Consider the following 19,215-nt stretch of genomic DNA (forward strand, 5'->3'; position numbering starts at 1 on the left):
AACCCCGGAACGCCTCACCCACAGTGTCGCGGGCGATTGCCAGCGCGTCGGAACGGCCCCAGACTGGGCACCGTCGCCACTGCCCGCGAGGCACCCGATGATCCGCACTTCCCGCGCCGGCCGCCAGGAAATCTTCGGCTGGGCGATGTTCGATTTCGCCAACCAGGCCTACACCCTGCTGATCATCACGGTGATCTTCGGTGACCTGTACACGCGCGTCGTCGTCGGCGACGCGCCCGATTACCGCATCGGCAACCTGATGTGGAGCCTCGCGCTGTGCCTGTCCTATCTGCTGGTGGTGCTCTCGGCGCCACTGCTGGGCACCGTCATGGACCATGCACGCGCGAAGAAGCGCCTGCTCTTCGCCAGCTATGTCGCGACCGTGGCGACCACCGCACTGCTGTACTTCGTGGCACCGGGCTGGATGTGGCTGGGCTTTTTCCTGATCGTATTTTCGAACACCGCCTACGCAATCGGCGAATCCTTCATCGCGAGCTTTTTGCCCTTTCTCGGCGGGCCCGGCGAACAGGGCAAGGTATCCGGCTTCGGCTGGGCACTGGGCTATGCCGGCGGACTGCTTGCCGCGATATTCGCACTGGTGTTCCTGGGTGAAGTCAGCACCGAGAACTTCGAACGCGTTCGCTGGGTCGGGCCGTTCGCCGCCGCCTTCTTTCTGGTGGCGGCCATCCCCACCTTCCTGTGGCTGCGTGAACCGGACATCGGCGTGCGGCGCCCGCTCAGCGGTGGGGTGGTTGCCGCCGGCTATGCGCGCCTGCGAGAAACCATACGCACGGCCGCGCAATACCCGGACCTGCGTCGGGTGTTCATCTCCATCCTGTTCGCGATGGCCGGCGTGTACGTGATCATCGCCTTCGCCTTCATCTACGGCGCGCAGGTCGTGGGTTGGAGCGAGGGCACGCGCACGGCAATGTTCGTCGTCGTGCAGCTCACTGCGCTGGCCGGGGCACTGGGTTTCGGCTGGCTGCAGGATCGCTTCGGCGGCAGGCGTACCTATGCGATGACGCTGGTGCTGTGGGTGATCGCGATCCTCGCGATCTACTTCGTCGCGGAACTGACGGTCCTGCTCAACACCGCCCTCGAAACGGACTTCGAAACCGAACAGGTATTCCTGGTCGCAGGCCTGCTCTCGGGCCTGAGCCTGGGTTCGAGTCAGTCGGTCGGGCGCGCGCTGGTGGGCGCATTCTCGCCGCCCGAACGGGCGGCGGAGCTGTTCGGATTCTGGGGACTGTTCTCCAAGCTCGCCGCGATCTTCGGCATCTTCGGCGTCGGACTGCTGCAGCTGGCCTTCGGCCTGCAGGGCGCGGTGCTGTTCTGCATCGTGCTGTTCGTCGCGGCGCTGGTGCCGCTGGCCGGAGTCGACGAGGCACGCGGCATCTCCGTCGCGCACGGCGAGCCGGCTGTCGACTAGCGCAGGCGCGAGAGTAGACCGTCGAGCTGGTCCAGATCGCCGAAGCGGATCGACAGCTCGCCCGCGCCCTTGCGGTTGGCGCGGATCTTCACGGTCGCGCCCAGCGTATCGGCAAGCTCTTCCTGCAGACGCAGCAGGTCGCGGTCCGGCGCCGGCGCGACCTTCTTGTCGCGCGGATTGAGCATGCGATAGACCAGCTGCTCGGTCTCGCGCACCGACGTTCCCTTGGCGGCCACCAGATTGGCGACCTGGATCTGGCTCGCCGCATCGAGCGGCAGCATGGCGCGCGCGTGGCCCATGTCGATGTCGCCGGCCATCAGCAGTTCCTGCACCTGGGTGGCGAGATTGAGCAGGCGCAGCAGGTTGCTTGCGGCCGGGCGCGAACGGCCCACCGCATCGGCCGCCTGCTGGTGGGACATGCCGAACTCGTCGATCAGGCGCTGGATGCCGGCGGCCTCCTCGAGCGGATTGAGGTTCTCCCGCTGGATGTTCTCGATGAGCGACATCGCCAGCGCGGCCTCGTCCGGAATCGGACGCACCAGACACGGCACGTAGCCCAGATCGGCCAGCTGCGCGGCACGCCAACGACGCTCACCGGCAATGATCTCGTAGCGGTCGACACCGACGGGGCGCACCAGGATGGGCTGCATCACGCCCTGCGATCGGATCGATGCGGCCAGCTCGTCGAGCGAGCCCGGATCCATGCGCGTCCGTGGCTGGTACTTGCCCGGCTGCAGGCTGCCCACGGCCAGCGTCTGCAGCTCGCCCTTGTCCTCTTCGTCGCGGTTGCCCGAGAGCAGCGCGTCCAGGCCGCGGCCGAGGCCTTTCGGTTTTGGTGGTGTCATGCGTGGTTCCGGAAGAGTGCGAAGGCGTCCGTCACAGCGTCCTCACCCGTTCGATCATTTCCTGCGCGAAGGCCTGATAGGCCTGCGCACCCTTGGCGCTGCGGTCGTAGAGCACGCCGGGAATACCGTAGCTCGGAGCCTCGGCCAGGCGGACGTTGCGCGGCACGATGGTGGTGAACACCTTGTCGCCGAAGTGCCCCTCGAGCTGATCCGAGACCTGCTGCTGCAGCGTCATGCGCGGATCGTACATGACGCGCAGCAGGCCGATGATCTTGAGATCGCGGTTGAGGTTGGCGTGCACCTTCTTGATGGTATTGACCAGGTCGGACAGCCCTTCGAGCGCGTAGTACTCGCACTGCATCGGGATGATCACACCGTGCGCGGTGCACAGGCCGTTGAGCGTGAGCATCGACAGCGACGGCGGGCAGTCCACGAGGATGAAGTCGTAATCGTCCGCATGCGGTTCGAGCAGGTCGCGCAGACGGGTCTCGCGGCGCTCCAGATCGACCAGTTCGACCTCGGCACCGGCCAGGTCGCGGTTGGCGGGCAGTACGTCGAAGCCGCCCGAGGGCGACTTGACGCGCACTTCCGCCAGCGCGGCGATACCCACCAGCGCGTGATAGACCGAGTGGCCCAGTTCGCGCTTGTCGACCCCGCTGCCCATGGTGGCGTTGCCCTGCGGATCGAGGTCGATCAGCAAGGTGCGCTGGCCGGCCTCATGCAGCGCGGCCGCGAGGTTCACGCAGGTGGTGGTCTTTCCGACGCCGCCCTTCTGGTTGGCGACACAGAAGATTCTTGCCATCAGTCCCGTTCCAGGATGATCAGGTGTCGTTCGGCATCCAGCCCGGGCACCGCGAGCGGCAGCGTCTCGACGACGCGCACGCCATCGGGCAGGGCTGCGAGTTCGTCCCGAGGATACACGCCTTTCATCGCCAGGAAACGACCGCCGGGCGCCAGCAGATGACGGGTGAGTCGGACGAAGTCGGCAATCTCCGAGAAGGCGCGCGAGATCACCGCATCGCACGGCGCGTCCGGCTGCACGTCTTCGACGCGCGCATGCAGCGGGGCAAAGTTGGCCAGGCCCAGTTCGATCTGCGCCTGCTGCTGGAAGCTGGCCTTTTTTCCGACGGTCTCGATCGAAGTGATTTCCAGCTCAGGCCGGGCGATGGCCAGAGGGATGCCGGGCAGGCCGCCGCCGGAACCGATGTCGGCCAGCCGCGCGATCTGGCCCAGATGGGGCAGCACGGCCAGCGAGTCGAGCAGATGATGAGTAATGGCCTGTTCGGGCGAGCGGATGGCGGTGAGGTTGTAGACGCGGTTCCACTTGCCCAGCAACGCCGCGAAAGCGAGCAGGCGGGTACGCGCATCGGGGGAAAGGTCGAGCCCGAGATCCGGGAGGCCACGGTCCAGCAGGGCCGCTTCGCTCATGCGCTCTTCTTGTCGATCTTGTCGCCGGGCTGCCGCAGTGCAGGGACGCCCGCGTCGCGCGCAGGCCTGGTCGCCATCAGTTCCTTGCGCTTGAGCCACACCAATAGCAGCGACACCGCGGCCGGCGTCACGCCCTGGATGCGGCCGGCCTGGCCGATGGTCTCGGGCCTGTGCTGGGCAAGCTTCTGCTGCACTTCCTTGGACAGGCCGCGCACCGCGGCGTAATCGATGTCCTCGGGCAGGCGCGTGGACTCGGCCTTGAGCTGACGCGCGACCTCGTCCTGCTGGCGATCGATGTAGCCCTGGTACTTGGCGGCGATCTCGACCTGCTCGACCACCTTGGCGTCGGTAACCGGTACGTCCGGCGCGCCGGGCAGCGTCATCAGCGCGGCATAGGTCGCCTCGGGGCGACGCAACAGGTCGAAGAAGCGGTACTCGCGCTCCAGCGCCTTGCCCAGCACGCGCTCGGCCTCGCCCGCCGGGATGCGCTCGGGGTGCGCCCAGGCGGCCTTCAGACGCGCGGCTTCGCGCTCGATGGCGTCGCGCTTGCGGCAGAAGGCCTCCCAGCGCGCATCATCGACCAACCCCAGCTCGCGACCCTTTTCGGTCAGGCGCAGGTCGGCGTTGTCCTCGCGCAGTTGCAGGCGGTATTCGGCGCGCGAGGTGAACATGCGGTAGGGCTCGGACACACCGCGCGTGATCAGGTCATCGACCAGCACGCCCAGATAGGCCTCGTCGCGACGCGGGCACCAGGCCTCGCGACCGGCCACCTGCAGCGCGGCGTTGGCGCCGGCGAGCAGACCCTGGGCGGCGGCCTCCTCGTAGCCGGTCGTGCCGTTGATCTGGCCGGCGAAGAACAGGCCGTGAAAGGACTTGGTCTCGAGGCTGGACTTGAGATTGCGCGGATCGAAGTAGTCGTACTCGATGGCGTAGCCGGGGCGCAGGATGTGGGCGTTCTCGAGCCCGCGGATCGAGCGCACGACATCGAGCTGCACGTCGAAGGGCAGCGAGGTGGAAATACCGTTCGGGTAGATCTCGTGCGTGTCCAGGCCTTCCGGCTCGAGAAAGATGTTGTGGCTGTCCTTGTCCGCGAAACGGTGGATCTTGTCCTCGATCGACGGGCAGTAGCGCGGGCCCACGCCCTCGATCACGCCCGAATACATCGGCGAACGGTCGAGGTTGCCGCGGATGATGTCGTGGGTGCGCGCGTTGGTGTGCGTGATCCAGCACGGCAGCTGGCGCGGATGCTGGGTGGCCGAGCCGAGGAAGCTGAACACCGGCACCGGATCGTCGCCGGGCTGCTCCTGCATCACCGAGAAATCGATGCTGCGCCCGTCCAGCCGCGGCGGCGTGCCGGTCTTGAGCCGCCCCTGCGGCAACTGCATGTCCTTGAGCCGCTGACCCAGACTGGCCGAAGGCGGATCGCCGGCGCGCCCGCCGACATGGCTTTGCATGCCGACGTGAATCAGGCCGTTGAGAAAGGTCCCGGCCGTCAGCACCACGGCCTTTCCCGAAAACCGCAGGCCGATCTGCGTCAAGACGCCGGTGACGCGGTCATCCTCGACCGTGATGTCGTCCACGGCCTGCTGGAACAGCGTGAGATTCGGCTGGTTCTCGAGGCGGCGGCGGATCGCCGCCTTGTACAGCACGCGGTCGGCCTGCGCGCGCGTGGCGCGCACGGCCGGGCCCTTGGATGCGTTGAGGATGCGGAACTGGATGCCCGATTCGTCGGTGGCCTCGGCCATCGCGCCGCCGAGCGCGTCCACTTCCTTGACCAGATGCCCCTTGCCGATGCCGCCGATCGACGGGTTGCAGCTCATCTGGCCGAGCGTTTCGATGTTGTGCGTGAGCAGCAGCGTCTTCGCGCCCATGCGCGCAGACGCGAGCGCGGCCTCGGTACCGGCATGGCCGCCACCGACGACGATGACATCGAAGGAATCTGGATAACGCATGGCGCACCTCGGCGCGAAATTCGGCGAACCGATTATCTTACGCCAGCGAGACCCGAATGCCCAGCCCGTACCCGAACGGCGCCTGCAAAAAAAAGGTTGATCGAACAACGGCTTGGGACCGCCGCCACGAGCGGCGTCAGTCGCGCGAAGGGGGCTGGCGCTCAACCCTCGGGGAGTACATGCGCTCGTCGGGCCGCACCGACAGATCGACCTCCTCGTTCGAGAGCTGGTCGGGATCGAAGCCCGGCGGCGGCGTCTGCGGCTGATACTGCACGGCCTGCGTGATCGCCGGAACCTCGACCGGCAGCGGTGCCGGACGGAACACGTTCTGGTGGACGACGAAGGCTACTGCGGTGAGCAGAAAGAAGTGATTGAGCAGGCGCAAGCGTCGCTTGCGGGGGTCGAGCTTCTTGTCGCGGGTCTGCATGACGACCTCGGTAGGTGCGTGTCGGCGATTGTGGTCCGACGACCCCGGTCGACGCAAGTTCCCTGCGCATTCAGTACAAAGTTTCGCGTTGACGCGCGGGCAGGGCCGCGTCGTAGTTCTGCGCATCGACCTCGCCGCCGGTCAGCGCGTCGAGAATACGCCCCGGGCTGGGCACGCGCGCACCGACATCGGTCGGCGGCGGCCGCCAAAGGCCGGCGCGCTGCACGGCGCGTGCGCATTGAAAATACACGCGCTCGACGCACACCATGGTCACGCAGCGCGGTGGCTTGCCGCCGACCGCGAAGCGCGCGAGCAGGGCCGGGGCGACCGAGATCGTCGCGCGCCCGTTGACGCGCAGCATCTCGCCCACGCCGGGAATCAGGAACAGCAACGCGATGCGCGGATCGACGACGAGATTGCGCAACGAGTCGACACGGTTGTTGCCGCGCCGCTCGGGCAGCAGCAGCGTGCGCTCATCCTCGACCGCGACGAAGCCGGCCGGGTCGCCGCGCGGCGAGGCATCCAGTCCGTCCGGGCCGGCAGTCGCCACGACGACGAAGGGCGAAGCCTCGATCATCTGCCGGTAGAGCGGGTGAATATGGTCGATCTCTTTCCTGAGCGAAGGCGCGGCAACACTGCCGAACAAGGCGTCCAGCTGCTCGAGACGGGTGATGGCATGCGGATCGGGCTCGGACATGGGCACGGCTCTCGGGTGCAATGGCCCGATGATAGACGCTTCAATGGCCGCGCGAGCCGGCGCGTCGCAGCAGGACCGTGGCCAGGCGCGCGAGCGCGACGATCTCGACGAACAGGATCGCCATGCGCACGCCGGGTCCGAACAGGCCGATCAGCGCCAGCGCCATCGTCGCGCAGTCGGCGCCGATCGACACCAACGCATAGCCGGAAGCGAAACGCGTGCTGATCATCGCGATCAGGACCAGCCAGAAGAACAGCGCAAACGCGATCGAGGACAGCTCGATCGCTCGCGCGAACGTGTACGGATCGTGCAGCACCTCCCAGCGCAGCGCGGCGAAGAGTGCGGCGAGCACGATCAGCGCGAACACCGGGCGCCAGCTGTAGGGCAATCCACTGCCCGGATGGCGGAAACTGAGCAGCAGCCAAAGATGCAGAAGCAGTGCTCGCATCTCTCCGCCCTCCGTCCTACTGCCGCGCCATTTCGGCTTCGAGTCGGTGCTTGATGTCGTCCGGCGAGCCCGTGTTGCGCGCCAGCAGCTCATAGAACAGCGGGATCACGAACAGCGTCAGCACGGTCGACACGGCCACGCCGAAGAACACCACGATGCCGATCACCTCGCGCGTCTCGGCGCCCGCCCCCGCGGCGAGAATCAGCGGAATCGCACCGGCAACGGTGGTGATGCCGGTCATCAGCACGGGACGCAGGCGGATCACCGAGGCCTCCACCACGGCGTCGTGGAACTCGCGCCCCTCGTCGCGCAACTGGTTGGCGAACTCGACGATGAGGATGCCGTTCTTGGCCGCCAGGCCGATCAGCATGACCAGTCCGATCTGGCTGTACAGGTTGAGCGTGGCGCCGGTCACCCACAGTCCGAACAGGCCGCCGCCCACCGCGAAAGGCACGCCGAGGATGATCACGAACGGGTGCACCCAGCTCTCGAACTGCGCGGCGAGCACCAGGAAGACCACCAGCAGGCCGAGCGCGAAGATGAACACGATGGAGCCACCGGCGGTCTGGTAGTCCAGCGACTGGCCCTTGTAGTCGATGACCACATTCTCGGGCAGATGCTCGCGCGCCAGACCCTCCAGGTGTTCGAGCGCGGCGCCCAGCGTCAGGCCCTCGTCCAGACCGGCGCTGATGGTGATGGCGCGCACGCGGTTGTAACGCGAGAGCGAGCGCGAATCGGCAAAATCCTCGAGCTGAACCAGGTTGGACAGCGGGATCAACTCCCCGGAACGGTCCGAGCGCACGTAGAGGTTTTCGAGCGCGTCCGGGCTGCGCTGGCGTTCGCGCTCGCCTTCGACGATCACGTCGTACTCGCGCCCGCCCTCGATGTAGTTGGTGATGCGGCGTGAGCCGAGCATGGTCTCGAGCGTGCGTCCGATGGTGTCGACGTTCACCCCCAGCGCGGCCGCGCGGTCGTAGTCGATCTTCACCTCGAGCTGCGGCTGGGTTTCCTTGTAATCCCAGTCGACGTCGATCAACCCCGGATTGTCAGCCTCCAGCCTGGCCAGCAGCGTGTCGCGCCACTGCGCCAATTCTTCGTAGGAGCCCGCGCCGCCGATGACGAACTGCACCGGCGTGCGGTTGGACTGGCTGAAGCCCTGGCGCATGAACACCGAAGCGCGGATGCCGGTCAGGTCGGACAGCGCCCCGCGTACCTCGGACATGATCTCGTCGGCCGGGCGGCGCGCGCTCCAGTCGGCGAGCACGACGATGGCCATGCCGATGTTGTAGACCGGCGCATCGTTGCCGCCCAGCGGCGAGATGACCAGCAGGCGCTGCACCTCGCCGCTGTCCACATAGGGCATCAGGCGACGCTCGACCTCACCCATGTAGGTCGCCATCAACGCGTGGGTCGCACCTTCCGGACCATTGACCCGCACATAGAACGCCCCACGATCCTCGCTCGGCGCGTATTCCGATTCGAGCTGCGTGAACAGCACGCCGAGCCCGCCGGCGAGCAGCACGAAGCCGGCCAGGGCCAGAGCGCGGTGGCGCAGCATCGCGCGCAACGCACTCGCGTAGCGCCGCCGCAAGGCGTTGACCACGCGGTCCACCGCCTGCACGATGCGCCGCCCTTCATCGCGCGGGCGCAGCAGCTTGGAGGCGAGCATGGGCGAGACCGTCAGCGCGACGAAGCTGGAGAAGGCCACGGCCGCCGCCATGGTCAGCGCGAACTCCGAGAACAGCCGGCCGATGTCGCCCTGCAGGAAGGAGATCGGCACGAACACCGAGATCAGCACCAGCGTCGTCGAAACCACCGCGAAGGCGACCTGGCGCGCCCCGCGGTAGGAGGCGAGCAGCGCACTCTCGCCGTAGTCGTCCATGCGGCGACGGATGTTCTCGAGCACGATGATGCCGTCATCGACCACCAGGCCGATGGCCAGCACCAGCGCCAGCAGTGTGAGCAGGTTCACCGAGAAACCGAACAGCGCCAGCGCGATGAAGGTCGCCACCAGCGACACCGGCACGGCGACGGCCGGCACCAGGATCGCGCGCAGGCTGCCGAGGAACAGGAAGATGATGAGCACCACCAGCACGGTGGCGATCGCCAGCGTCGAATAGACCTCCCTGACCGCACCTTCGATGAACACCGACGAATCGAAGCTGGGCTGGATCGACATGCCCTCGGGCAACGTCTGGTTCAGCCGCGTGACCTCGTCGCGCACGCCGCGCGCCACATCCATGGTGTTGGCCGTGGACTGCTTGATGATCCCCAGCCCGACCATGGGGTCGCCGTTGCCGCGGAACAGGCTGCGATCATCCACCGTGCCGCGCTCGACCCGCGCGATCTCGCCCAGGCGCACCAGATGTCCATCCTCGCCGCGCGCGACCACCAGGCGCGCGAAATCCTGCGCGTCGCGGAACTCACGCTGCACCCGCACCGTGAACAGCCGCGTGTGCGATTCGATGCGTCCGGCCGGCAACTCGATGTTGTCGGCGCGCAGGGCGGACTCGACATCGCCCACGGTGAGCCCACGCGCGGCCAGCGCATTGCGGTCCAGCCACACGCGCATCGCGTAGGCGCGCTCGCCGCCGATGCGCACGCGCGCCACGCCATCGAGCACCGACAGGCGATCGACCAGATAGCGCTGGGCGTAGTCGGTCAGTTCGGCGACCGTGTGGCGGTCGGAGGCAAAGTTCCACCACACGATCACGTCGGCGTCGGCGTCGACGCGCTGGATCTCGGGCGCGTCGGCCTCCTCGGGCAGCTGCTCGATGACGCGCGAGACCGCGTCGCGCACGTCGTTGGCGGCGGCCTCGATGTCACGGCCGATGGAAAAGCGCAACACCACGTCGGATTCGCCGTCGCGGCTGCGCGACTCGATGTATTCGATGCCCTCGATGCCGGCCACCGCTTCCTCGATGGGTTCGGTGATCTGGGTCTCGATGACGGTGGCCGCCGCGCCGGGATAATTGGTCTCGATCGCCACCACCGGCGGATCGATGTCCGGATACTCGCGCAGCGGCAACTGCTGGTAGGACACCAGGCCGAAGATCACCAGCAGCAGCGCGAGAACCGACGCGAAGACCGGCCGCTTGACCGAAACGTCGGACAGGATCATTGCGCCGTTTCCCTGCCGATGAGTTCGGCCAGCGGACGACTGCCGTCGTCGACGGCGCGCACGCGCACCGCATCACCGTCGGCCAGCCGGAACGCACCCTGCGTGACCACGCGCTCATCGCCCATCAGGCCCTCGACGATCTCGACCGAACCGGGCATTCGGATACTCAGGCGCACTTCGCGGCGCACGGCCTTCGCGCCTGCGTCCGACTCCTCGACGACGAACAGCGAATGCGTGCGCCCCTGCGTCAGAATCGCCCCTTCGGGCACCACCAGCGCATCGCGTTCGCGCCCGGCCAGCACGAGCGTCATCAGCATGCCCGGCAGCAGCTTGCGCTCCGGGTTGGGCATCAGTGCGCGCACGCGAAAGGCGCGCGTGACCGGATCGACCTCATTGCCGACGCTGACGACCTCGCCGCGGAACACCTCGTCCGGCCAGGCACGGCTGCGCGCCTCGACGCGCAGGCCGGGGCGCACGATGGCGACGAACAGCTCGGGCACCGTGAAGTCGAGCTTCATCACCGAATCGTCATGCAGCGTCGTGACCAGCGCGCCCGGGGTGAGCAGCGAGCCCACCGAGACGTTGCGCAACCCCACGACCCCGTCGAAGGGCGCGACGATGCGCCGGTCGCGCAGCCGTGCCTCGGCCGCCTCGACGCGCGCGCGGGCGATGTCCAGTTCGCGTCGGCGCTGGTCGAGCAGCGCCGCCGACGCCGTGCCGCGCCGCGCCAGATCCTGCACGCGCTCGAACTGGCGCTGCGCCTCGGCCACCGAGGCGCGCGCCTCGGCGCGCTCGGCGAGCTGTTCGCGGCTGTTCATGACCACCAGGACGTCGCCGGCCGCCACGCGCTGGCCGTCCTCGAAACGGATCTCGGCAATGGTGTCGGTGGTGGTCGCGGTCAGCGCAGCCGATTCGTTGGCGCGCAGCGTGCCCAGCGCCTCGATGCGGTCGGCCACGCGCATCTCGCGCACCGGCGAGACCACCACTTCCAGCCCCTGTGCGACCGCAAGCACCGGCAGGCACAGGACGAAGACGAGCAGACGGGCGGTCAGGGTCAGGCGTCGGGGCATCGGGCGTATTCCGTCGTGATCAGGGTGTCCCGCGACCGACCATCGAAGTGCGCGGGTCGAGACGTGCGGAACGCATTCAAGACCGGCGCGCGGCGCCGCGGTTCCACGCGGCTCACGATGCGGCCGCGGCGAGCACGTCGAGACGTGCCAGCCAGGGCGCGCGTTCGGCATCGGAGACGAAGCTCGCCTCGAGGCTGTTGCGCGCAATGCGCGCCAGTTCGGCGCGCGTGAGTTCGAGTGCGCGCGCGGTGTCGACGTAGTTCTTCGCGACATAGCCGCCGAAGTAGGCGGGATCGTCGGAATTGATGGTCAGCTTGAGGCCGGCCTCCATCAGGCGGCGGAAATTGTGCTGCTCCAGTCGCTCGAACACGCACAGCTTGACGTTGGACAGCGGACACACCGTCAGCGGCACCTGTTCGCGCGCCAGCCGCTCGACCAGCGCGGCATCCTCCTCGCAACGCACGCCGTGGTCGATGCGCTCCACTTGCAGCACATCGAGCGCCTCGACGATGTAGGCCGGCGGCCCTTCCTCGCCGGCATGGGCGACCGCATGCAGGCCCAGTTCGCGGCAGCGCGCGAACAGACGCTCGAATTTCGCCGGCGGGTGGCCGCGTTCGGAGGAATCCAGCCCCACGCCGTGAATGCGGGCCAGATGCGGCATGGCCTGCTCGAGCGTGGCGAAGCCCTCGGCCTCGCTCAGATGGCGCAGAAAGCACAGGATCAGGCGCGAACTGATGCCGAAGCGCGCCCGCGCATCGCGACAGGCGCGCTCCAGGCCGTCGAGCACGGTTTCGAAGGCCACGCCGCGTTCGGTATGGGTCTGCGGGTCGAAGAACAGTTCGGCATGCACCACGCCGTCGGCGTGCGCGCGCTCGAAATAGGCCGCGGCCAGGTCGAAGAAGTCCTGTTCGTCGACCAGCGCCGCGGCCCCCGCGTAGTACAGGTCGAGGAAGCTCTGCAGGTCCGAAAAGTCATAGGCCGCGCGCGTCTCCTCGACGCTGGCATAGGGCAGCGCGACGCCGTTGCGTCGTGCCAGCGCGAACATCAGTTCGGGCTCAAGCGTGCCTTCGATGTGAACATGCAGTTCGGCCTTGGGCAGTGCTCGCACATAGGCGTCGAGGTCCATGGTGACTCCCGTCGGTTACGGATGCGTCAGTCCTGCAAGGATAGAGCGTGGGAGCGCGTCCGTGAGCACGGTCGTCGAAAAAACAAAACCCAGCGGGTTGTCAGAAGCCCTGCAGCAACAGATCGATGGCCGCAACGACCTCGCTACGATGCTCGCCGAGGCTCTCTACCGGTTGACGCAGCAGTGCAACCGGAACGGCCGCCATGTATTGCGTCACCAGCGCATGTGCAAGACCTTCGATCTCGAACACCGGATTGAGCGTGCTCGCGGGCTTGGGTGCAAGGTCGAGCGGCAGCAACGGAATCACCACCCGCGTGTTGAAGTGGCTCATCAGGTCGGCCTGCACGTCGAGCAGATAACCTCGCCCTGACGGGTTTCGATAGACGCCGAAGCGTGCCATCAGAACATCGCGTGCCCCGCCAGCGGCAGGCCATGGGCGTCCACAAAGGCATTCGAGCTCTCGATCGCCTCCCGGTTCTGCTGCCGCCAGCGTTCGGCGCGTTGTTCGGCAACCGCCCGCACGAGCCCCGCCTCGGCGGCCTGCGAGACGTTGACGCGCAGTTGCCGCGCTTCACGCACGAGGTCTTCGGAAAGGGACACGTTGGTGGCTTTTTTCGGACCGGTCGCGTAGTTGCCTGTAACGGCCACGGTACCCTCCCAAGTGTTCTCACGCGCCAATGATGGCCGGAGTGCGCATGAATGGCAACACTCAAGATGCGCACCAAAAACGGCGGGCCGCAGCCCGCCGTTGTCGGCATGCAGCTACGTCACGGATTACTTCAGCGCGGCGAGCGCGGCGTCGTAGTTCGGCTCGTCCTTGATCTCGGGCACCAGCTCGGCATGCACGACCTTGTTGTCCTTGTCGAGCACGATCACCGCGCGCGCGGTCACGCCGGTCAGCGGGCCGGAGGTGATCTCGACGCCGTAGTTCTTCATGAACTCGCGCCCGCGCATCGTCGACAGCGGCACGACGTTGTCCAGGCCTTCGGTCGAGCAGAAACGCTTGGCGGCGAAAGGCAGGTCGGCCGAAATCACCAGCACGGCGGTGTCGGCGAGGCTGGCGGCCGACTCGTTGAACTTGCGCGTGGAGGTCGCGCAGGTCGGGGTGTCGAGGCTGGGGACGATGTTGAGCACCTTGCGCTTGCCGGCGAAGGTGTCCAGCGTCACGTCGCCGAGCTTGCCGTCGACGAGCGAGAAGGCGGGAGCGGTGTCACCGACCTTGGGGAAGGTACCGGCGACGTCGATGGGGTTGCCCGCGAGGGTCACTTGGCTCATGTTGATCTCTCCGTTGTCTTGGTTGGGGAAACGCGGCGTGAATTGTTTACGGCTTCGCCACGATAAACTCGGCGAAAGTGTAGCACTTCGGCGGCGAGCTCATGGGAGGCGGGAATGCAGGAGAGGGCAACGGCCTGGCTGCTCAACGTCGGTCACGCGATCGACCACATGTTTCTGCTCATCTTCGCCACCGCGGTCACGGCCATTGCCGCCGATTTCGGCTTGCCGCGCTGGGAGGCGCTGATGCCTTACGGCACGCTGGCCTTCTTTCTGTTCGGGTTGGGCGCATTGCCCGCCGGCCGGCTGGGCGACCTGTGGGGCCGGCGACCGATGATGCTGGTGTTCTTCTTCGGCATCGGCACGGCCGCGCTGCTCGTCGCATGCGCGCGCACGCCGCTGGAACTGGCCATCGCACTGGGACTGCTCGGCGCCTTCGCATCGATTTACCACCCGGTGGGCATCCCGATGCTGGTGCGCACCAGCCCGCATCCGGGCTGGACGCTGGGCATCAACGGCCTGGCGGGGAATCTGGGTGTGGCGCTGGCGGCGATCGTCACCGGCTTTCTCGTCAAGCATGTGGACTGGCGCGCGGCCTTCGCCGTGCCGGGCGCCGTCGCCATCGGCTGCGGCATCGCCTTCGCGCTGCTCGCGCGCGACGACGCACTGCCGCCGGCTCGTCGCGCGCGCAGCCGGCCGGACGTGCCGCGCGCGCTGTTCCTGCGCCTGTTCCTGGTGATGACGCTCGCCGCGACGACGGGCAGCCTGCTGTTCAACTTCTCGACCAACGCCAACTACGAACTGCTGCGCGAGCGCCTCGCGCCGATCACCGGCGACCCGGCGACGCTGGGCGCGCTGCTCGCCGGCGTGTATGCGCTCGCCTCGCTCGCGCAGCTGGCGGTGGGCCGACTCATCGACCGCTATACGCTCAAGCCGCTCTACATCGCCGTGATCGCGCTGCAGATTCCCTTGCTGGCGCTCGCGGCGCACGCCCAGGGATGGTGGCTGTATGTGCTGCAGGCCGGCTTCATGATCGCGATCTTCGGCGCGATTCCGTTTACCGAGGCGATGATCGTGCGTCATGTCGACGACCGCATGCGCTCGCGTGTGGCCGGCATGCGCCTGGCGGTGTCGTTTTCCGCTGGCGCAGTCGCGGTGTGGCTGCTCGGACCGGTCGTGCATCAGGCCGGCTTCGCCACGCTGCTGTGGATGATGGCTGCGCTCGCCTGCTGCACGCTGGGTGCGCTGTTCTGGCTGCCTCCGTCGCCGGAGGCACGAGACGATGCGCGCTAGAATGAGGAACAATGGCAAACCCAAGGCAGTACCGCAATGAATCACCCCGAACCGCAAGCACCGCGCCGCCCGCTGCTGAGCGAGGCGACCCGCCCGCTGACCGTCACCATCCCGGCCACCAACGAGCATGGCGAACAGGTGCCGACCTCGATCTCCTGCGAGAATCCGTTGACGATCTACGTCGACAAATGCGAGATGGTCACGCTGATGACGCTGGGCGCCGCACCCGAGGCGCTGACCATCGGCTGGCTGCGCAACCAGCGTCTGGTCGACAGTCTCGACGAGATCGCCTCGGTGCAGGTCGACTGGGAGGTCGAGGCAGTGTCGGTCACCACCCGCAACGGCCTGAAGAACGCCGAGGAGAAGATGGCCACGCGCACGGTGACCACCGGCTGCGGCCAGGGCACGATGTTCGGCGACCTGATGGACGAGATCGACACGCTGGAACTGCCCACCGACTGGACCTTTTCTGAAGCACAGCACTACGCGCTGATGGAGGCGGTGCGCAAGCACGACACGGTCTACAAGGCCGCCGGTGCCGTGCATGGCTGCGCGCTCGCGCAGCCCACCCCGGACGGTGGTTGCGACATCCTGATGTTCTTCGAGGACGTCGGCCGCCACAACGCCGTCGACGCGATTGCCGGGCAGATGTGGCTGGACGGCCTGGAAGGCGGCGACAAGGTGTTCTACACCACCGGCCGGCTGACCTCCGAGATGGTCATCAAGACCGCGCAGATGGGCATTCCGGTGCTGGTGTCCCGCTCGGGACTGACGCAGATGGGCTGGGAGATCGCGCGGAAGGTCGGCCTGACCATGCTCGGCCGCGCCAAGGGCAGACACTACCTACTGTTCACTGGCGAGGAGCGGTTCCAGCGATGAGCGACGCAAAGATCAGCGGCGTGCTGCTGGCCGGCGGCCAGGGACGACGCATGGGCGGTGTCGACAAGGGTCTGGTGGAACTGCACGGACGACCGATGGCCGCGCATGTGCTCGAACGACTCGCACCGCAGGTCGACGAGTTGCTGATCAACGCCAACCAGAACGCCGAACGCTATGCCGAATTCGGCCATCCGGTCTTTCCGGACGAGATCGGTGGTTTCGCCGGCCCGCTGGCCGGCCTGCATGCGGCGCTCACGCGCGCGCATCACCCGCTGGTCGTCACGGTACCGTGCGATTCGCCCTTTCTGCCCGAAGATCTGGTCGCGCGTCTGCACGACTCGCTGCAAGCAGCCGGCGCCGATCTGGCCGTGGCCAAGACCTTCGATCAGGCCCACCCGGTATTCTGCCTGTGCCGGCGCGAGGTGCTGTCGCACCTGACGGCCTTCCTGGAATCGGGCGGGCGCAAGATCGATGCCTGGTATTCGACGCTGAACATCGTCGAGGTGTGTTTCGACGATCAGGAAGCGGCCTTTCGCAACATCAATACGCGCGAGGACTTGAGCCGCGAGTCGTAGGTCGGAGTGAGCCCCAGGCGAAGTCCGACGCCGCCGTCGGAATGCGGGGATGTCGCACCTCGCTTCGCTCGCCACGACCTACAACCTGAGATTGCTTCGCGGCGCCCGCTGCGCTCAATGCTTGCTGTCGGCCTCCGGAAACATGTCCCAGATACGCACTTCACCGCTGTTGCCCTGCCAGTCGGCGACCTGATTCTGGCGCGGCTGCACGCGCTTGAAGGACTCGTGGATCTCGCCGTTCTCGGCCTGCCGTTCCACGGTCAGCAAGGTGCCCGCGGGGTGTTCGCACAGACCCGAGGCATATTCGACCTCCTGGCGCGCCACCGGCAAGGCGGCATCGATCGACGGCGCGCCGTACTGTTCGACGAAATGCCGCGCGAGGCGCTCGATCGCCTCGGCGTACTGCGCGTCGCTGATCTCGACCACGCGCACCACGGTGGCCCAGCCGAAGCTGTCCAGCCCGAGGAATCCGTTGCGGAACGCTTGCGCCCCCTTGCCGGTGAGCCCGGCCGGATCCTCTTCGGCGAACGAGAAGACGAAGGAACCGGTCACGGCCAACTCGTCGGTGCGCGCCGCGACACTGTAGACGTACTCGTCGCTGTCATCGAGACGCGCGACCTGCAGAAACTTCATATCCACTCCAGTAAAGACGGGCGGCCGGTTTCCCCGCCGCCCGTTCAGTCGTTGCCTCGAACGGTCCGTCAGTGGCTCGGCTGACCCACGCCGGCGCCTGCTCCACCCGAGGACGAAGACTGCTCGGCCTCGGGCTTGACGCCCCGGGCGATCTCGTCCTCGTACCACAGGTCGTGGTGCTGCTTGGCCCAGTTGACGTCGACCCGACCGCGCGTCATGCCCTCTAGCGCGCCTTCCGTGCCCAGCGTGCCGATGTAGGCGTGACCGAGGAAGAAGCCGATCCACAGGATCGCGGCGATGGCATGCACGCCTTGTGCCAGCGCCATGTCTTCGCGCGTCTGCCCCCAGATCGGGAAATCCAGGATCACGCCGCTGGCGCTCACCAGAATGCCCAGCAGGAACACCCCGCCCCAGAACCACACTTTCTCGCCACCGTTGAGCTTGCCGGCCGACGGGTGCTTCTTGCCGACCATGCCGCCACCGGCCTTGAACCACTCGATGTCGGTGCGGTTGGGGATGTTGTGACGCGCCCACAGCAAGATCATCAGCAACACGCCGACCGAGAACGCCGGGCCGAGATAGTTGTGCACCGTCATCGACAGTTGCGCGAACCCGGCGAAACCTGCGGCGCCGAACAGCGGGATCAGCACCTCGCGGCCGAAGAGCAGGCTCAGACCGGTAATCGCGAGGACGATGAAGGAGATCGCGACGAACCAGTGCAGCACCCGCTCGTAGCCCTTCCATCGGGGAATGGTCATGCCGGATCGGCCATGCTCGAGCTTGGATCGACCGAAGATCAGGAAGAACAGCGCGATCAGGATCACGACGGCGGCGAGAAAGTAGCCGCCGTACTCCATCAGCGGACCGGTGCGGAACTGTCGCCAGTTCTCGCCGACGTTGGAGATCATGGTGTTGGTGACATACGGCCCGGTCTGGGTCGTAAAGCCACCCTCACCCTCGCGCGCGTCGCGCCACATCTCGGCACGCGGGTTGGCGTCGCGATCGCCGAAGGCGGTGCCACCACCCGACTGCGCCATGACGTAGCCGATGGACGGCAGCACCACGGACAGCGCCAGGATCGCCAGTATGCTCCACAGCGTCGCGCGCCAGCGCCGCTGCGGGTTTGCGGATTTTGCTTCGCTCATGACGTGTACTCCTAACGGTCGGTCATGCCGGACAGGGCACGTTCGCGCAGCGGTTCAGCCCGTTGCTGCGCGGCTTCCCGGGTGGCCGTTTCGTCGTGCTTGCCCTTGTAGACACCCGGTTCATACACGGTCATTTCGGAATCACAGGCACTCAGCAGGGACACGCTGGCAAACGCCAGCGCGACAAGCATCGCTTTGTACGGCATCGTCTCACTCCTGTTCTTGTTCGCATCGATGCCTGCGGGGCCGCCAGGCCCCGCAGGCTGTCGGCTTCAGGCGCCCGCACCATAGGCCGCCTGCCAGCCCCAGGTCTGGGGCCGACCGCCACGACGCATGACGCGCTGCCGATAGATGTCGGCGACGACGTCGCCGTCACCGGCGAGCAGCGCCTTGGTCGAGCACATCTCGGCACACAGCGGCAGCTTGCCTTCGGCGATGCGGTTGGTGCCGTACTTCGTGAGCTCGGCATCGGAGTTCGTGTCTTCCGGGCCGCCGGCACAGAAGGTGCACTTGTCCATCTTGCCGCGCACGCCGAAGGCGGTCTGCTTGGGATACTGCGGCGCGCCGAACGGACACGCGTAGAAGCAATAGCCGCAACCGATACACAGATCCTTGTCGTGCAGCACGATGCCGTCGTCGGTGGTGTAGAAGCAATCCACCGGGCAGACCGCCGCACAGGGCGCGTCGGTGCAGTGCATGCACGCCACCGACACCGACTTCTCGCCGGGCTTGCCGTCGTCCATGACGATGACGCGGCGGCGGTTCACCCCCCAGGGCACTTCGTGCTCGTTCTTGCATGCGGTGACACAGGCCTGGCATTCGATGCAGCGCTCCGCGTCACAGAGAAATTTCATTCTCGCCATCTTGGCTCTCCT

The 19,215-nt window shown here is 67.0% G+C and carries 21 protein-coding genes; 4 read left to right on the forward strand and 17 right to left on the reverse strand.

Annotation, left to right across the window (positions count from 1 at the left end):
- Positions 1 to 97 precede the first annotated feature (97 nt).
- Complete coding sequence (locus C0099_RS15375) at positions 98 to 1,429, forward strand: MFS transporter (RefSeq protein ID WP_102248239.1); 1,332 nt, start codon at positions 98 to 100, stop codon at positions 1,427 to 1,429.
- Here C0099_RS15375 and C0099_RS15380 read toward each other — a convergent pair.
- The 13 genes from C0099_RS15380 to tpx form a co-directional block, all read right to left on the reverse strand.
- Entirely contained in the window at positions 1,426 to 2,274 is an 849-nt protein-coding gene (locus tag C0099_RS15380) for a ParB/RepB/Spo0J family partition protein (protein ID WP_102248240.1), read from the reverse strand. The genes C0099_RS15375 and C0099_RS15380 overlap by 4 nt on opposite strands.
- 31 nt (positions 2,275 to 2,305) lie before the next feature.
- Entirely contained in the window at positions 2,306 to 3,076 is a 771-nt protein-coding gene (locus C0099_RS15385) for a ParA family protein (RefSeq protein ID WP_102248241.1), read from the reverse strand.
- Entirely contained in the window at positions 3,076 to 3,702 is a 627-nt protein-coding gene (gene rsmG / locus C0099_RS15390; RefSeq protein ID WP_102248242.1) for a 16S rRNA (guanine(527)-N(7))-methyltransferase RsmG, read from the reverse strand. Before rsmG ends, C0099_RS15385 begins: the two co-directional genes overlap by 1 nt.
- On the reverse strand, positions 3,699 to 5,654 hold the full coding sequence (gene mnmG / locus C0099_RS15395; RefSeq protein ID WP_102248243.1) for a tRNA uridine-5-carboxymethylaminomethyl(34) synthesis enzyme MnmG: 1,956 nt from the start codon (positions 5,652 to 5,654) through the stop codon (positions 3,699 to 3,701). Before mnmG ends, rsmG begins: the two co-directional genes overlap by 4 nt.
- A gap of 136 nt (positions 5,655 to 5,790) precedes the next feature.
- Positions 5,791 to 6,081 (reverse strand): hypothetical protein, encoded by a 291-nt coding sequence (locus C0099_RS15400; protein ID WP_102248244.1) that lies wholly within the window; start codon positions 6,079 to 6,081, stop codon positions 5,791 to 5,793.
- A 70-nt stretch (positions 6,082 to 6,151) separates the two neighbouring features.
- Positions 6,152 to 6,778, reverse strand: coding sequence for a pyridoxamine 5'-phosphate oxidase family protein (locus C0099_RS15405; protein WP_102248245.1), 627 nt, complete (start codon positions 6,776 to 6,778; stop codon positions 6,152 to 6,154).
- 40 nt (positions 6,779 to 6,818) lie between these two features.
- The gene (locus tag C0099_RS15410) at positions 6,819 to 7,226 is read right to left on the reverse strand and encodes a hypothetical protein (RefSeq protein ID WP_102248246.1); all 408 of its coding nucleotides are present in this window, start codon (positions 7,224 to 7,226) and stop codon (positions 6,819 to 6,821) included.
- A 16-nt stretch (positions 7,227 to 7,242) separates the two neighbouring features.
- Entirely contained in the window at positions 7,243 to 10,347 is a 3,105-nt protein-coding gene (locus tag C0099_RS15415) for an efflux RND transporter permease subunit (RefSeq protein WP_102248247.1), read from the reverse strand.
- Positions 10,344 to 11,417, reverse strand: a complete 1,074-nt coding sequence (locus C0099_RS15420; RefSeq protein WP_102248248.1) for an efflux RND transporter periplasmic adaptor subunit — start codon at positions 11,415 to 11,417, stop codon at positions 10,344 to 10,346. Before C0099_RS15420 ends, C0099_RS15415 begins: the two co-directional genes overlap by 4 nt.
- Before the next feature lie 112 nt (positions 11,418 to 11,529).
- A complete protein-coding gene (locus tag C0099_RS15425; protein ID WP_102248249.1) occupies positions 11,530 to 12,543 on the reverse strand; it encodes an adenosine deaminase in 1,014 nt (337 codons plus the stop codon).
- A gap of 100 nt (positions 12,544 to 12,643) precedes the next feature.
- The gene (locus C0099_RS15430; RefSeq protein WP_102248250.1) at positions 12,644 to 12,943 is read right to left on the reverse strand and encodes a CcdB family protein; all 300 of its coding nucleotides are present in this window, start codon (positions 12,941 to 12,943) and stop codon (positions 12,644 to 12,646) included.
- Positions 12,943 to 13,191 (reverse strand): type II toxin-antitoxin system CcdA family antitoxin, encoded by a 249-nt coding sequence (locus C0099_RS15435; protein ID WP_102248251.1) that lies wholly within the window; start codon positions 13,189 to 13,191, stop codon positions 12,943 to 12,945. Before C0099_RS15435 ends, C0099_RS15430 begins: the two co-directional genes overlap by 1 nt.
- Positions 13,192 to 13,317: 126 nt before the next feature.
- Complete coding sequence (gene tpx / locus C0099_RS15440; RefSeq protein WP_102248252.1) at positions 13,318 to 13,818, reverse strand: thiol peroxidase; 501 nt, start codon at positions 13,816 to 13,818, stop codon at positions 13,318 to 13,320.
- Positions 13,819 to 13,932: 114 nt separating this feature from the next.
- Between tpx and C0099_RS15445 the strand changes: the two genes are divergently transcribed.
- The 3 genes from C0099_RS15445 to mobA are packed head-to-tail and all read left to right on the forward strand — an operon-like array spanning position 13,933 to position 16,562.
- Positions 13,933 to 15,108 carry an MFS transporter gene (locus tag C0099_RS15445; protein ID WP_102248253.1) on the forward strand — a complete coding sequence of 392 codons (1,176 nt, stop codon included), beginning with the start codon at positions 13,933 to 13,935 and terminating at the stop codon, positions 15,106 to 15,108.
- 36 nt (positions 15,109 to 15,144) lie between these two features.
- Positions 15,145 to 15,987 (forward strand): formate dehydrogenase accessory sulfurtransferase FdhD, encoded by an 843-nt coding sequence (locus C0099_RS15450; RefSeq protein WP_102248254.1) that lies wholly within the window; start codon positions 15,145 to 15,147, stop codon positions 15,985 to 15,987.
- Positions 15,984 to 16,562, forward strand: coding sequence for a molybdenum cofactor guanylyltransferase MobA (mobA, locus tag C0099_RS15455; protein ID WP_102248255.1), 579 nt, complete (start codon positions 15,984 to 15,986; stop codon positions 16,560 to 16,562). The genes C0099_RS15450 and mobA overlap by 4 nt, the downstream gene beginning before the upstream one ends.
- A 114-nt stretch (positions 16,563 to 16,676) precedes the next feature.
- Here the strand turns inward: mobA and C0099_RS15460 are convergent, their stop codons facing one another.
- From C0099_RS15460 to fdh3B, 4 genes are all read right to left on the reverse strand, one after another.
- Positions 16,677 to 17,195, reverse strand: coding sequence for a DUF6505 family protein (locus tag C0099_RS15460; RefSeq protein WP_199797634.1), 519 nt, complete (start codon positions 17,193 to 17,195; stop codon positions 16,677 to 16,679).
- 68 nt (positions 17,196 to 17,263) lie between these two features.
- On the reverse strand, positions 17,264 to 18,340 hold the full coding sequence (locus tag C0099_RS15465; RefSeq protein ID WP_102248256.1) for a formate dehydrogenase subunit gamma: 1,077 nt from the start codon (positions 18,338 to 18,340) through the stop codon (positions 17,264 to 17,266).
- Positions 18,341 to 18,351: 11 nt separating this feature from the next.
- Positions 18,352 to 18,546: a hypothetical protein gene (locus C0099_RS15470; protein ID WP_102248257.1), complete on the reverse strand. Its 195-nt coding sequence runs from the start codon at positions 18,544 to 18,546 to the stop codon at positions 18,352 to 18,354.
- A 66-nt stretch (positions 18,547 to 18,612) separates the two neighbouring features.
- Positions 18,613 to 19,203: a formate dehydrogenase FDH3 subunit beta gene (gene fdh3B, locus C0099_RS15475; RefSeq protein ID WP_102248258.1), complete on the reverse strand. Its 591-nt coding sequence runs from the start codon at positions 19,201 to 19,203 to the stop codon at positions 18,613 to 18,615.
- Positions 19,204 to 19,215: the final 12 nt, after the last annotated feature.

The sequence above is a fragment of the Pseudazoarcus pumilus genome, from assembly GCF_002872475.1.
Lineage (GTDB): Bacteria > Pseudomonadota > Gammaproteobacteria > Burkholderiales > Rhodocyclaceae > Pseudazoarcus > Pseudazoarcus pumilus.